At 66.5% G+C, this 13,385-nt stretch carries 12 protein-coding genes; 8 read left to right on the top strand and 4 right to left on the bottom strand.

Annotation, left to right across the window (positions count from 1 at the left end; translation table 11 throughout):
- Positions 1 to 20 precede the first annotated feature (20 nt).
- Positions 21 to 1,181 carry an ADP-forming succinate--CoA ligase subunit beta gene (gene sucC, locus ACRSCF_RS29190; protein ID WP_016449395.1) on the bottom strand — a complete coding sequence of 387 codons (1,161 nt, stop codon included), beginning with the start codon at positions 1,179 to 1,181 and terminating at the stop codon, positions 21 to 23.
- Positions 1,182 to 1,616: 435 nt separating this feature from the next.
- Here sucC and argC point away from each other — a divergent pair, with 435 nt between their 5' ends.
- From argC to yddG, 3 genes are read left to right on the top strand one after another with little or no spacing between them, the layout of a single operon-like run.
- Positions 1,617 to 2,549, top strand: a complete 933-nt coding sequence (argC, locus tag ACRSCF_RS29185; protein WP_244387633.1) for an N-acetyl-gamma-glutamyl-phosphate reductase — start codon at positions 1,617 to 1,619, stop codon at positions 2,547 to 2,549.
- A complete protein-coding gene (locus ACRSCF_RS29180; protein WP_432675173.1) occupies positions 2,546 to 4,429 on the top strand; it encodes a hypothetical protein in 1,884 nt (627 codons plus the stop codon). The genes argC and ACRSCF_RS29180 overlap by 4 nt, the downstream gene beginning before the upstream one ends.
- A gap of 22 nt (positions 4,430 to 4,451) precedes the next feature.
- Positions 4,452 to 5,372 carry an aromatic amino acid DMT transporter YddG gene (yddG, locus tag ACRSCF_RS29175; protein ID WP_016449398.1) on the top strand — a complete coding sequence of 307 codons (921 nt, stop codon included), beginning with the start codon at positions 4,452 to 4,454 and terminating at the stop codon, positions 5,370 to 5,372.
- On the opposite strand, the gene recX is transcribed toward yddG, so the two are convergent.
- Both recX and recA read right to left on the bottom strand, forming a co-directional pair.
- A complete protein-coding gene (gene recX, locus ACRSCF_RS29170; protein WP_016449399.1) occupies positions 5,369 to 5,848 on the bottom strand; it encodes a recombination regulator RecX in 480 nt (159 codons plus the stop codon). The genes yddG and recX overlap by 4 nt on opposite strands.
- A 201-nt stretch (positions 5,849 to 6,049) precedes the next feature.
- Positions 6,050 to 7,153: a recombinase RecA gene (gene recA, locus ACRSCF_RS29165; protein ID WP_016449400.1), complete on the bottom strand. Its 1,104-nt coding sequence runs from the start codon at positions 7,151 to 7,153 to the stop codon at positions 6,050 to 6,052.
- A 147-nt stretch (positions 7,154 to 7,300) separates the two neighbouring features.
- Here recA and ACRSCF_RS29160 point away from each other — a divergent pair, with 147 nt between their 5' ends.
- The 3 genes from ACRSCF_RS29160 (at position 7,301) to ACRSCF_RS29150 (ending at position 10,174) form a co-directional block, all read left to right on the top strand.
- Complete coding sequence (locus tag ACRSCF_RS29160; protein ID WP_016449401.1) at positions 7,301 to 7,801, top strand: MarR family winged helix-turn-helix transcriptional regulator; 501 nt, start codon at positions 7,301 to 7,303, stop codon at positions 7,799 to 7,801.
- A gap of 100 nt (positions 7,802 to 7,901) precedes the next feature.
- The gene (locus ACRSCF_RS29155; protein WP_034368846.1) at positions 7,902 to 8,576 is read left to right on the top strand and encodes a response regulator; all 675 of its coding nucleotides are present in this window, start codon (positions 7,902 to 7,904) and stop codon (positions 8,574 to 8,576) included.
- 95 nt (positions 8,577 to 8,671) lie between these two features.
- Positions 8,672 to 10,174 (top strand): sensor histidine kinase, encoded by a 1,503-nt coding sequence (locus ACRSCF_RS29150; protein WP_034368848.1) that lies wholly within the window; start codon positions 8,672 to 8,674, stop codon positions 10,172 to 10,174.
- Here the strand turns inward: ACRSCF_RS29150 and ACRSCF_RS29145 are convergent.
- A complete protein-coding gene (locus tag ACRSCF_RS29145) occupies positions 10,158 to 11,138 on the bottom strand; it encodes a LysR substrate-binding domain-containing protein (RefSeq protein ID WP_034368850.1) in 981 nt (326 codons plus the stop codon). The two genes, ACRSCF_RS29150 and ACRSCF_RS29145, sit on opposite strands and share 17 nt — an antisense overlap.
- A gap of 109 nt (positions 11,139 to 11,247) precedes the next feature.
- Here ACRSCF_RS29145 and ACRSCF_RS29140 point away from each other — a divergent pair, with 109 nt between their 5' ends.
- Positions 11,248 to 12,216: a Bug family tripartite tricarboxylate transporter substrate binding protein gene (locus ACRSCF_RS29140; RefSeq protein WP_026062916.1), complete on the top strand. Its 969-nt coding sequence runs from the start codon at positions 11,248 to 11,250 to the stop codon at positions 12,214 to 12,216.
- A gap of 175 nt (positions 12,217 to 12,391) precedes the next feature.
- On the top strand, positions 12,392 to 13,324 hold the full coding sequence (locus ACRSCF_RS29135) for an N-formylglutamate amidohydrolase (RefSeq protein ID WP_034368852.1): 933 nt from the start codon (positions 12,392 to 12,394) through the stop codon (positions 13,322 to 13,324).
- Positions 13,325 to 13,385: the final 61 nt, after the last annotated feature.

Here is a 13,385-nt window from a genome sequence, read left to right as displayed (position 1 = left end):
GGTGTGTTCTCCGGGCCTGCTTACTTGACGGCTTCGACGATCTTCGTGGCCGCTTCGGCCATGGTGTCGGCGCTGATGATGGGCAGGCCGGACTCGGCCAGCATCTTCTTGCCCAGTTCTTCGTTCGTGCCCTTCATGCGCACGACGAGGGGCACTTGCAGGTTCACGGCCTTGCAGGCAGTGATCACGCCGGTGGCGATGGTGTCGCACTTCATGATGCCGCCGAAGATGTTGACCAGAATGCCTTCGACCTTGGGGTTCTTCAGCATGATCTTGAAGGCTTCGGTGACCTTCTCGGGGGTGGCGCCGCCGCCCACGTCCAGGAAGTTGGCCGGCTCGCCGCCGAACAGCTTGATGGTGTCCATGGTGGCCATGGCCAGGCCGGCACCGTTGACCAGGCAGCCGATGTTGCCGTCCAGCGAGATGTAGGCCAGATCGAACTTGGAGGCTTCGACTTCGGCGGGATCTTCTTCGTCCAGGTCGCGCAGTGCCACGATTTCGGGCAGGCGGAACAGGGCGTTGGCGTCGAAGTTGAACTTGGCGTCCAGGGCAATGACATTGCCCTTGCTGTCACGGTTCAGGGGGTTGATCTCGACCAGCGAGGCATCCGTGTCCATGTAGCACTTGTAGAGCTTCTGGCAGATGTCGATGAACTGGGCAGTGGAGTCGGCAGGCATGCCGATGCCCTTGGCCAGCTCTTCGCCCTGGGCCTGGGTCAGACCGACCAGGGGATCGACGAAGATGGTGATGATCTTCTCGGGCGTGGAGTGGGCCACTTCCTCGATGTCCATGCCGCCTTCGCTGGAAGCGATGAAGGCCACCTTCTGCGTGGCGCGGTCGGTCACGCACGACAGGTAGTACTCCTTCTGGATGTCGGCGCCGTCTTCGATGTACAGGCGGCGGACCTTCTGGCCTTCGGGGCCGGTCTGGTGCGTGACCAGCTGCATGCCCAGGATCTGGCCAGCCAGTGCCTTGACGTCGTCGATGCTCTTGGCAACCTTCACGCCGCCGCCCTTGCCGCGACCACCAGCGTGGATCTGGGCCTTCACGACCCACACGGGGCCGCCGAGCTTTTGGGCGGCCTCGACGGCCTCTTGCACTGTGAACGCAGGGATACCGCGAGGTACAGGCACACCAAACTGACGCAAGATGTCCTTGCCTTGGTATTCATGAATCTTCATGATGTCTCTCTCAAACAAATAGGGGGGGATTGACCCGGTAGCCCTGGGGTGCTGCCTCAAGGCGGAGTGACCTGGCAATCGCCGAATGTACCATGCTGCACTGCGCCATCCGACACGCCCCCATGCGCAGAATCCACAATTTCCTGCGGGCCAAGCAGCATGCCAGGAACTGTGCAATGCATTGATATGTCAGGGAAAAGACGGTTTCCCGACATTTCTTTCAGGCGCCACAGCTCTTTTGTCTTATAGAGGATCTGCAGGCGGCCCTGCCCGCCGTTTGTAACAGGCGCATGTCAGCGGCCCTGGATCGCCGCTGCCAACCGTTTTGCGACAACGGGCGCAGGGGGACCCGGTTTCGGTGAGAATCCGCAGCTGGAACGCGGCAATGGTGCCGCAGCGGCTCCAGGAGGGCCGCGCAGCAGGAGAAATACAGCGATGGCAAAAGTCTTTATCGATGGCGAAGCAGGCACGACAGGGCTGCAGATCCGTGAGCGTCTGGTCGATCTGTCCGGCGTGGAGCTGGTCAGCATTGCGCCCGAGCTGCGAAAGGATCCTGCTGCCAAGCGTGCGCTGATCGCCGGCGTGGACCTGGTCATCCTGTGCCTGCATGACGACGCTGCGCGCGAAACCGTGGCCATGGTCGACGCCATCGAGGCCGAGACCGGCCGTGCCATCAAGATCATCGATGCCTCCACCGCCCACCGCGTGGCGCCGGGCTGGGTCTACGGCTTTCCCGAGCTGCGCAAGGGCCAGCTGGACGCCGTCAAGGCTGCCACGCGCGTGGCCAACCCCGGCTGCTATGCCACGGGCGCCATCGCACTGCTGCACCCGCTGGTGGCGGCAGGCCTCATTCCAGCCGACTACCCGCTGAGCCTGCCCTCGGTGTCCGGCTACTCGGGCGGCGGCCGCAGCATGATCGAAGCCTACGAGGCCGGCACGGCCGCGCCTTACGAGGCCTATGCGCTGGGCCTGTCGCACAAGCACATTCCCGAAATCCTGCACTACACGGGCATGACGCGCCGCCCGGTCTTCATTCCTGCCGTGGGCAATTTCCGCCAGGGCATGCTGGTGCAACTGCCCCTGCATCTGGACCTGCTGCCGGGCGCGCCCAAGGCCGCCGATCTGCACGATGCGCTGGCCGCCCATTACGCGGCGACCAACACGCCCGAGCAATGGGTGTCGGTGCTGCCGCCCACCGACGACATGAAGCTGGCTGCCGATACGCTGACCGACACGAACAAGCTGGAGCTGCGTGTGTTCGCCAATGAGCAGTACCGCCAGGCCGTGCTGATCGCCCGTCTGGACAACCTGGGCAAGGGCGCCAGCGGCGCCGCCGTGCAGAACCTGCAGATCATGCTGGGCCTGTGAGGCCCCCCGCGCCCCCGTCCTTGCCGGGCCGGCGCGGTCCGGTCTGGGGCCATGTCCTGGCCCTGGCCGTGCTGTGTCTGCTGATCGTTGTGTTCACCTGGAAGCTGCGGCCGGCATTGCCTTCCTCATCGCGCCTGCTGCTGAGTCCGCTGCTGGGCAATATGGAAGCCTGCCTGGTGCAGGACGGGCTGCGCGAGGATTTTCCCAAGGAATTCCAGCAGGTGCCTGCCAGTTGCCTGGGCCCTCAGGGCTCAGCCGCGGAAATGGTGAAAGCCACGCTGCAGCGCCTGGGCCGGCCGCAGGGCGAGGGGCTGGAGCTGGGCTATACGCTCAGCGTGCCTCTGCTGCGCTATGTGCAGTGGAACGGCCGGGCCTGGGAAGTCCGGGGCGAGGCGCTGGACCGCGTGGTGCGCACGGTGGCGCAGGCGCAGCGGCCCGTGGTGCTCTACCTGTTCGCCACGCATTTCGAGGTCCACTCCCAGGCCGAGGAGCGCCTGGCCGCCGATCCCGCCAATCTGGCCTGGACGCCCAAGGGACCGCTGCCGCTGGACACCTATCTGGGCGCGCGCATCTTCCCGTGGTCGGTTGCGCGGCAGGACAATGAAATCACGCGCGTGCGCAAGCTGGTGGTTGATGCCCTGGCCGAGCGCATGTGCGCTGCGGGCGATGCCGCCATGCATCCGCTGCGTGCGCTCACCGTGCTGGGTGAGACGCACCAGCTGTTCCCGGGTTTCGAGGCCGGCATGGGGTTCGCGGCCGAAGGCTATGCGGTCACCGACTACAGCCCTGCATCCGTGGCGGGCTTCCATGCATTCCTGCGCCAGCGCTATGGCGACATTGCGCGGCTCAATGCCCATCTGAAGTCGGAGTTCGCCAGCTTCGATGCGGTGGAGCCTCCGTCGCGCAACATCCGCAGCGAGCCGCTGCAGAACTTCTTCCAGCACATCGACAGCTATGCGGCTGGCACGGTCCCGGTGTCCGGCTGGGTCCACTCGCCCGACGCGAAGCTGCAAAAGCAACTGGCCGTGGCCGTCTTCGTGGACGGGCGCCCTTACTCGCACGCCCCCGTGCACATGCACCGCCAGGATGTGGCCCAGGCCAAGCCTGATTTCCTCACGCCCGATGTGGGCTGGCGTGCCGACATCCGCTATCCGGCGCTGGGCGAGGGCCTGCACCGCATCGACGTGGTGCTGCAGACCGGCGGGCGCAGCCTGGGCCTGCTGGCCACGCGCCAGATCGCCGTGATGGACCGCCACCAGGGCGAGCCCAGGCCCCATGCCGCCGAGGCCTTGCCTGACTTCGGCAAGCTGCCCGATGGTGTGGAGTTCTGGGTGGACAGCCCGCAGGACCGGCTGGCGCTGTTCTACAACCCGCTGGTGACGGACTGGAACGATTTTCGCGAGCAGCAGGTGGCCGATTACATCCAGGGCTTTTCCGAGCACATCGGGCACGGCTGCCTGGGCCGGGTGCCTCGCTTTGCCCACCAGCTCAACCCCCATGCGAATCCGAGCTGGGACGCCAGCCGCTACGCCGTGGAGCGCAGCCTGCAACGCATGCCGGGGCTGTCCCTGGGTGTCAGCCTGTATGGCGAAGACACCTATGGGCCACTGGTCGGCCAGATGCTGCGCCGCTATGGCCACACGGCCTATGGCGTGACGGAGTTCCATCCGCTGGTGGCACTGTCGCCGCAGCGGCTGGAGAAAGTGCTGACCATGCACCGCCGCCAGGGCGCGCGCTTCCTGTCCTTCTTCATGGAGGCGCGGCCCGAGGACGCGACCGGCACGCAGTCCAGCAACGAGTTCTCCTTCGATGCGGATAACCGCGCGCACGGCTCGGACGCGCTTTACCGCTCGCTGCGCCAGGTGCTGCAGCCGCACTGACCTGCCGCGCGCAGCCTTTTCCATGTCTTCAGCGCACAGCAGTTCCCCTGCAGCCGCAGGCCGGGCCACCGCCATCGGCCTGCTGGCCGTGGTGTGCTGGAGCTGCACCGTGGGCCTGATGCGCTCGGTGGCCGAGCCGCTGGGCGCCGTGGGCGGCGCTGCCATGCTCTATACGGTCAGCGCCCTGTGCGTGGCCGCCGTGCGCGGCCTGCCCAGGCCTTCGCAATGGCGAACCATGCACCCGGCCTATTTCTGGGGCTGCGGGCTGCTGTTTGCGGTCTATGAAATCTGTCTGTCGCTGGCGATCGGTCTGGCGCAGGACCGCGCTCAGGCACTGGAGCTGGGGCTGATCAACTACCTGTGGCCCAGCCTGACCATCGTCTTGGCGGTGCTGCTGCGCCAGCAGCATGCGCGCTGGTGGCTGTGGCCCGGCGTGCTGCTGTGCCTGTGGGGGCTGACGCGCGTGCTGGGCGGCGAGTCCCTGCAGATGCATGACATGGCAGACCACATGCTGGCCAATCCGCTGGCCTATGGACTCGCCTTTGGCGCGGCCCTGCTGTGGCCCTGCTATTCGCTGGCTGCTCGGCGCTGGGGTGGGGGGCACAATGCCGTGGGGTTGTTCCTGATCTGGACTGCGCTGGCGCTGTGGATCAAGTGGTTGTGGCTGGGTGGCGAAGGCGGCATGCACTGGTCAGGCACCGTGGTGCTGCAGCTGCTGGCCGTGGGCGGGCTCACGGCCATGGGCTACAGCTGCTGGGAGCACGGCATACAGCACGGGCATCTGGCCGTGATGGCGGCGGCCTCGTACTTCACGCCCGTGTTCTCTGCCTTGCTGGCCAGTGCCTGGCTGCAGGTGCAGCCGGGCTGGGGCTTCTGGCAGGGCGTGGCGCTGGTGACCGTGGGGTCGCTGGTGTGCTGGGGCGCAACCCGGCGCGTGGATTAGTTGCCTTCGTCTGCAGCTCCGTCATCCCAGTCTTCGCTGCGCCCGCGCAGCACCTTGCTCGCTATTTCTCCGCCAAAGCCGCGCGCGGCCAGAAAGCGCATCTGCTTGAGGCGTTCCTGCGGGGTGGCCGGCGGTGTGCCGAAGCGCTGGCGCCATACGGCATGGGCGCGCTGCAGTTCGGTGGCGCGCAATTGTTCTGCGGCGGCGCGCACCAGGCCATCGTCCAGCCCCTTGCTGCGCAGCTCCTGCACCACGCGCGATGTACCAAAGCGCGCGGCCTTGCGATGCAGCACGGACTCGGCCACGCGCTCGGCGCTGATGAAGCCGCGCTGCTCCAGCGCGTCGAGCATGGCGCCCAGGTCCTCGCCTTCCTCCACATGGGGGGCGAGCTTGCGTTCCAGCTCCAGCCGTGAATGTTCGCGCTGGCCCAGCAGCTTGAGCGCCCGGCCTTTGAGCGACAGCTTGGCGAATCCCATGCGGCAATGTCTCCTGAATCATCCCGAATAAAAAAGGCCCCCACGCTCCCCTTGCTGCGCAAGGTCCGCTGCCCCCCAAGGGGGCCGCTTTTTGCCTTGGGGCGTCCCGGCGATAAAAAAGGCGCAGACGTGAGCCTGCGCCAAGATGGCAAACACAGTGTGTGCAGGCGCGGCGGCGCCTGCAGTGAGGGGTCAGGCCGCTCAGGCTTCGATCACGCCGTCCTTGTCGGCCTTGGCCTTGGCGCCCTTGGCGGCCTTGGCTTCGGGCGCATCGCCGCCGGCCGTGGGCAGCAGGGCAATGCCCAGGCTGTCGCGCACCTTGTTCTCGATCTCCACGGCCAGGCCGCTGTTCTCGCGCAGGAATTCGCGGGCGTTGTCGCGACCCTGGCCGATCTTTTCGCCGTTGTAGGCGTACCAGGCCCCCGACTTGTCGAGGATCTTGGCGTTGACGCCCATGTCCAGGATTTCACCTTCGCGCGAGATGCCTTCGCCGAAGAGGATGTCGAACTCGGCGGTCTTGAACGGGGGCGAGACCTTGTTCTTGACGACCTTGACCTTGGTTTCGTTGCCGATGGCTTCGTCGCCCTTCTTGATGGTGCCGGTGCGGCGGATATCCAGGCGGACCGAGGCGTAGAACTTCAGCGCATTGCCGCCCGTGGTGGTTTCGGGGCTGCCGAACATCACGCCGATCTTCATGCGGATCTGGTTGATGAAGATGACCATGCAATTGGTCTTCTTGATGGTGGAGGTCAGCTTGCGCAGCGCCTGGCTCATCAGGCGGGCCTGCAGGCCGGGCAGCTGGTCGCCCATCTCGCCTTCGATTTCGGCGCGCGGTGTCAGTGCGGCCACCGAGTCCACGACGATCATGTCCACGGCGCCCGAGCGCACCAGGCTGTCCACGATTTCCAGGGCCTGCTCGCCGGTGTCGGGCTGGCTGATCAGCACTTCGTTGAGGTTCACGCCCAGCTTCTGGGCATAGCTGGTGTCCAGCGCGTGTTCTGCGTCGATGAAGGCGCAGGTGCCACCCTGCTTTTGCATTTCGGCGATGACCTGCAGCGTCAGCGTGGTCTTGCCCGAGGATTCAGGGCCGTAGATCTCGATCACGCGGCCACGGGGCAGGCCGCCCACACCCAGGGCGATGTCCAGGCCCAGCGAGCCGGTGGAGACGACCTGGATGTCCTGGATGGCTTCGCCTTCACCCAGGCGCATGATCGTGCCCTTGCCGAACTGCTTTTCGATCTGGGCGAGTGCGGCCTGCAGGGCCTTGGCTTTTTCACTGTTGGCGGTGGTGACGGCGGTGTTCATGCGGACTCCTGGGTTGGGTATGGATTCAGCTCTGTATTTGCATTCAGGCTGGATGCTTGAACAGTAGTTTATGGGCTTGCTGTCTTGATTTGTTGGTGTTTTTAGTCAGTTTTCCTGACTTGTTGGATTTGCCTCCACAATGCATCCATGAGTGAGCTTTCCCCCGTCACGCCGCCCGCCGACGCCTGGCGCCAGACCCACCTGGGCCGCCTGCTCGGCCATGCCATGCGGCGGTTCGACGCGCGTGTGCTGCAGCTCATGGCGCGCGATGTGGAGGTGCCGCTGGCACTGTCCAACCTCGCTGCGCGCGACAAGGTGGGGGCGGCCCATATCCACATCACGCGGCATCTGTCGCTGGCTGGCGACCGGCTGACGGACCTGGCAGAGCGCGCAGGCATGACCAAGCAGTCCATGGGCGACCTGGTGGCCCAGTGCGAGGCCTGGGGCCTGGTCACGCGCGAGAGCGACGAGCGCGATGCGCGCGCGCGCCGCATCCGCTTCACGCCAGCGGGCCTGGCCTGGCTGCAGGCTTTCCATGACGCCGTCTCCCAGGCCGAGGCCGAATTCCGCGAGGAAGTCGGCGACGACATCGCCACCGTGGTGGCGCTGGGGCTGGAGGCCTACGCGGGCGGCGGCTCACTCGGGTAAGGTCCCTGCCCGCGCTGCGGGGCGCATCCTAGAATCCTGGGAATTAAAGGCGCGCATTTCCAACTCCCAGAGCGCGCCTGCATTACAGGAGACATCCCCCATGCGCATTCTGATTGCCGAAGACGACCAGGTCCTGGCCGATGGCCTGCTGCGCAGCCTGCGCGGCTCGGGCGCCGTGGTCAGCCATGTGGCCAATGGCAGCGAGGCCGACACCGCGCTGATGACCAGCAGCGAATTCGATTTGCTGATTCTGGACCTGGGCCTGCCCAAGATGCACGGTCTCGAAGTGCTCAAGAAGCTGCGCGGCCGCGGCGATGCGCTGCCGGTGCTCATCCTCACGGCGGCCGACAGCGTGGAAGAGCGCGTGCAGGGGCTGGACTACGGTGCCGACGACTACATGGCCAAGCCGTTTGCGCTGTCCGAGCTGGAGGCGCGCGTGCGCGCCCTCACGCGGCGCGGTATGGGCGGCGCCAGCAGCACCATCAAGCACGGCCCGCTGGTCTACGACCAGGCCGGCCGCGTGGCCACCATCGACGGCAAGATGGTCGAGCTGTCGGCGCGCGAGCTGGGCCTGCTGGAAGTGCTGCTGCAGCGGGCCGGCCGGCTGGTCAGCAAGGACCAGTTGGTCGAGCGCCTGTGCGACTGGGGCGACGAAGTCAGCAACAACGCCATCGAGGTCTACATCCACCGGCTGCGCAAGAAGATAGAGCGCGGCCCCATCCGCATCGCCACCGTGCGCGGCCTGGGCTACTGCCTTGAGAAGATCGCGTCCTGAGGCCGCTGCCGTGGCTGTCAGGCCCGGGTTGGCTTGCCTGCGCATAGTGGTGGTTGCCGCGGGGCCGTGAACCCGTCGTAAGGGGCTGCCCGCCGATGAAAATCTTCCAGCGTGAACAGCGCTCCCTGTTCGGCGAGATCCTTGACTGGATGCTCACGCCGCTGCTGCTGCTGTGGCCCGTGAGCCTGGCGCTGACCTGGCTGGTGGCCCAGGGCCTGGCCAACAAACCCTTCGACCGCGCGCTGGAATACAACGCCCAGGCGCTGGCCCAGCTGGTGATGGTGCAGCACGGCAAGGTGCTGTTCAACCTGCCGCAGTCGGCCAGCGAGATCCTGCGTGCCGACGAATCGGACACCGTGTATTTCCAGGTGCTGGGCGTGAAGGGCGAATACCTGGCCGGCGAGCGCGACCTGCCGCCGCCGCCCGAACCCGACGAGGCTCTGACTGGCGCGACGCCTCCAGGCTTGCCGTCCGGCGGCACCGTGCAGCTGCGCGATGCGGAATTTCGCGGCATCGATCTGCGCGTGGCCCATGTCTGGGTGCGCATGCCCCTGCCGGGCGAACCGCAGGCCCTGGTTCAGGTGGCCGAGACGCGCGAAAAGCGCAGCGTGCTGGCCACGGAAATCATCAAGGGCGTGATGCTGCCGCAGTTCGTCATCCTGCCGCTGGCCGCGCTGCTGGTGTGGCTGGCGCTGGCGCGCGGCATCAAGCCGCTGCACCGGCTGGAGGAGCGCATCCGCGCGCGCCGGCCCGAGGACCTTTCGCCCATCAACCACAAGGACGTGCCGCTGGAAGTCGTGCCGCTGGTGGATTCGGTCAATGACCTGCTGGGCCGCCTGGGCGACTCGCTGGCCACGCAAAAGCGCTTCCTGGCCGACGCGGCCCACCAGCTCAAGACGCCGCTGGCCGGGCTGCGCATGCAGGCCGAACTGGCCCAGCGCGAAGGCGTGAGTACGGGCGAGCTGCGGCAGTCCCTGGCCCAGATCGCGCGCTCCAGCATCCGTGCCACGCACACCGTCAACCAGTTGCTGGCGCTGGCGCGTGCCGAGAGCGCGGGCCTGGGGCGGGGCCTGGCCATGCAGCCGTGCAACCTGGTGCGCATCGTCACCGACGTGGTGCGCGACTGCCTGCCGCGCGCCATGGACAAGCATGTGGACCTGGGCTATGACGGCGCCGAGTCCTCGGCCGCCGGCGTCTGGCTGCAGGGCAACGCCACGCTGCTGACCGAGCTGGTGCGCAACCTCGTGGACAACGCCATCAACTACACGCCTTCCACCAGCAGCCGGCCGGGCATGGTCACCGTGCGTGTGCTGGCCGATCCTTTTGGTCAGGTCCTGCTGCTGCAGGTGGAGGATTCGGGGCCGGGCGTGCCCGAGGCCGAGCGCGAGCTGGTGTTCCAGCCGTTCTACCGCGTGCTGGGCTCGGAGGCCGATGGCTCGGGCCTGGGCCTGCCCATCGTGCTGGAGATTGCGCGCCAGCATGGCGGGCAGGTGGTGCTGGAGGATGCGCATCCGGGCCAGCAGCCACCGGGCGCACGCTTCAGCGTGCGCTTCACGGCACTGCGCTCGCCGCCGCCGCCGCCTAAGCCTGCGGCATAGGTGGCGCCTGACCGGCTGCCGCAGGGGCATCGGGGGCTACAGGGGCCATCGCCACCCGTCCCGGTGTCTGCGCCGCATGGTCCACCAACCAGTTGCGGAAGATGCCCAGCGTGCCATGGTTGGCACGGTCGGCCGGATAGCACAGCCAGTAGCCCAGGGCGCTCTGGTAGCCGTGCTGGGGCAGGGGCTCGTTCACCAGGCCGGCGGCAAGCTCGTCGAGCACCAGGCAGCGTGGCACCAGTGCGATGCCCATGCCCGCCATCACGGCGCGAATGATGGTCTGGAACTGGTCGAACTGCGGGCCCGCCAGCGGGCTGATGCCGTGGATGCCGTGGGCCTCGCTCCAGCGCGCCCAGGCGTCGGCAATGGTCACGTGGCGCAGCCGCGTGCAGCGCGCCACGTCCTGGGGCGTGGTGATGCGCGCCTCGGGGCCCGTGCCATGTGGCGGTGCGATCAGCGTCACCTGGCGGCCCACCAGATAGTGGGCGTGCGCGCCGCTCCAATGCCCGTCCCCGAACAAAATCGCGCAGTCCAGACCCGGACTGTCAAATTGGTAGCTGTGTACGTAGGGTACAAAGTGCAGCGTGATCTGTGGATAGCGCTGCTGAAACTGGGGCAGCCTGGGGATCAGCCACTTGGCCGCGAAAGTCGGCAGCGATGACAGGTGCAGCGCGCCTCGGCTGTCATCGCTGGTGATGAGTTCGAGGGTGGCCGCCTCCAGCTGGCCCAGCAGGGCGCGCACGGCGCGCTCGTAGCGTTCGCCCGCAGGCGTCAGGCTCAAGCGCTTGCGCTCGCGTTCGAACAGCGGCACGCCCACCCACTTCTCCAGCTCCTGGATCTGCTTGCTGACTGCGCTTTGCGTCAAGTGCAAGGCTTCGGCCGCGCGCGAGACACCTCCGAAGCGCACCACGGTGGAGAAGGCGCGCAGCAGATGTATGGGCGGGTTGAGGCGGCGCAAACTCATGACAGGGATATGATGAAACTATTCCTGTTCGGAATATTAACAGGCACAGTATTTGCTTTTTTTGTGAGCAGATTTCTTTTAATCTGACCTTGTTTGTAAGAAAGATCCTATGCAACGACGCCATTTCCTTGCTTCCATCGCCGCTTCTTCTGTCGTTCCTGGAATGTCCTTCGCCCAGGAAACCACCCGTCCCCTGCGCATCGTCGTTCCGTTCCCTGCCGGTGGCTCCACCGACATGGTCCCGCGCAACATGCAGGACGTGCTGCCCAAGCTGCTGGGCGGCCAGGCGGTGGTGATCGAGAACAAGGCCGGCGCCGGCGGCTCCATCGGCATGGCCGAAGTGGCACGTGCCACCGACGGCGTGACCTTCGGGATTGCCACGCTGTCCACCCATGGCGTGAACCCCGCCGTGTTCAAGAAGCTGCCCTACGACGCCATCAACGACTTTGTCGGCGTGACCGAGATCGTCAAGGCGCCCGGCGTGATCGTGATCAACCCCAAGCTGGTGCCTGCCAACAACTTTGCCGAGTTCGTGAAGTACCTGAAGGCCAACCCCGGCAAGGTCAGCTTCGCCACGCCCGGCAACGGCACCATCGGCCACATGTGGGGCGCCCAGTTCATGAAGAGCACGGGCACCGAGATGCAGCACATTCCCTACCGTGGTGCAGGCCCGGCCATCAACGACGTGCTCGGCGGCCAGGTGCCCGTGTATTTCGACCAGGTCGCGTCCTCGCTGCCCCACATCAAGGGCGGCAAGGTCAAGGCCCTGGCCGTGTCCTGGCATGAGCGCCTGGACGTGCTGCCCGATGTGCAGACCTATGCCGAAGCCGGCCACGCCGACCTGAACGATCCTTCCTGGTTCGGCCTCGTGGCCCCCAAGAGCACGCCGCCCGAGCAGATCGCCCGCGTGCAAAAGGCCATCGCGGCCGCGCTCAAGGACCCGGCCGTGCAAAAGCGCATGGCTGCCCAGGGCCTGTACATCTCCGGCACCAGCAGCGATGCTTTCACCAAGCAGATCGCCAGCGAAGTGGCCAAGATGAAGAAGATTGCCGCCACGGCCCAGATCCAGCTGGATTAAAGGCTCCCCCTGAGGCGCTTCGCGCCTTCCCCCTCTCTCGCTTCGCGGGAGGGGGACGACGCCCTCGCTGCGGGGCGGCCCTTGCTCGGCGTCCCTGGCCTGGGACGCGCCAGTTTCATGGCGGGCTGGCCGCAGCGCAGCGGTGCAATGCGTAACCGAGATAGACCACTTCCTCATGCATCCCGTCCTGCGACTGATCAGTCAGAACTTCCTGCAATCCCTGCCCGGCGCGGCAGGCTCCGGCGCGGCCGATGCCGCGCAGCCCATGGTGACCAGCGTGGCCGGCACCAGCGCCGTGGTGCTGGACTCGCCGCACAGCGGCACGGTCTACCCGCAGGACTTCGGCTCCTGCCTGCCGCTGGCCACGCTGCGCCAGGCCGAGGACACGCATGTGGAGAAGATCTATGCCTTTGCGCCAGGCATGGGCGTGGGCTGGGTGGAGGCGCATTTCCCGCGCATCTACCTGGATGCCAACCGCGACACCGCCGAGATCGACACCACCATGGTCGAAGGCGACTGGCCGCTGCCCGTCACCACCGACCAGGTCGTGCTGCAGAAGGTTCGCCTGGGCAAGGGCCTGATCTGGAAGTTCACCGACGAGGGCGTGCCCATCTACGACCGCCAGTTGCCGGCCTCCGAGCTGCTGCAGCGCATCGAGCGCTGCTGGAAGCCCTACCACGCCGCCGTGGAGCGCGCCATTGACGCCGCCCATGCGCGCCATGGCTACAGCATCCACATCAACTGCCATTCCATGCCTTCCGTCGCCGCCAGCCATGCCACGCTGCACCCGGGCCTGGTGCATGCCGACTTCGTCATCGGCGACCGCGACGGCAGCACGGCCAGCCCCGCGCTGTCCGAGCGCATCTGCGCCTTCCTGCGCGAGCGCGGCTACAGCGTGGACTACAACCATCCCTACAAGGGCGTGGAGCTGGTGCGCCGCTACGGCAAACCTGCCGAGCACCGCCACAGCATCCAGATCGAGATCAACCGCAAGCTCTACATGAACGAGCAGACCCTGGAACTGGACCAGGCCGGCTACCTGCGCCTGACCACCGATCTGAAGGTATTGGTCGAGCAGCTCATGGCCACCGACCCGCGCGCGCTCTGACCCGCGGCGGCTGAAATGAAAAAGGCCCGCGATCCTGTGATCGCGGGCCTTTTCGCATGGC

Source organism: Delftia sp. 11MD (assembly GCF_050907895.1).
GTDB lineage: Bacteria > Pseudomonadota > Gammaproteobacteria > Burkholderiales > Burkholderiaceae_C > Comamonas > Comamonas tsuruhatensis.
This window is presented reverse-complemented; position numbering and strand designations above follow the sequence as displayed.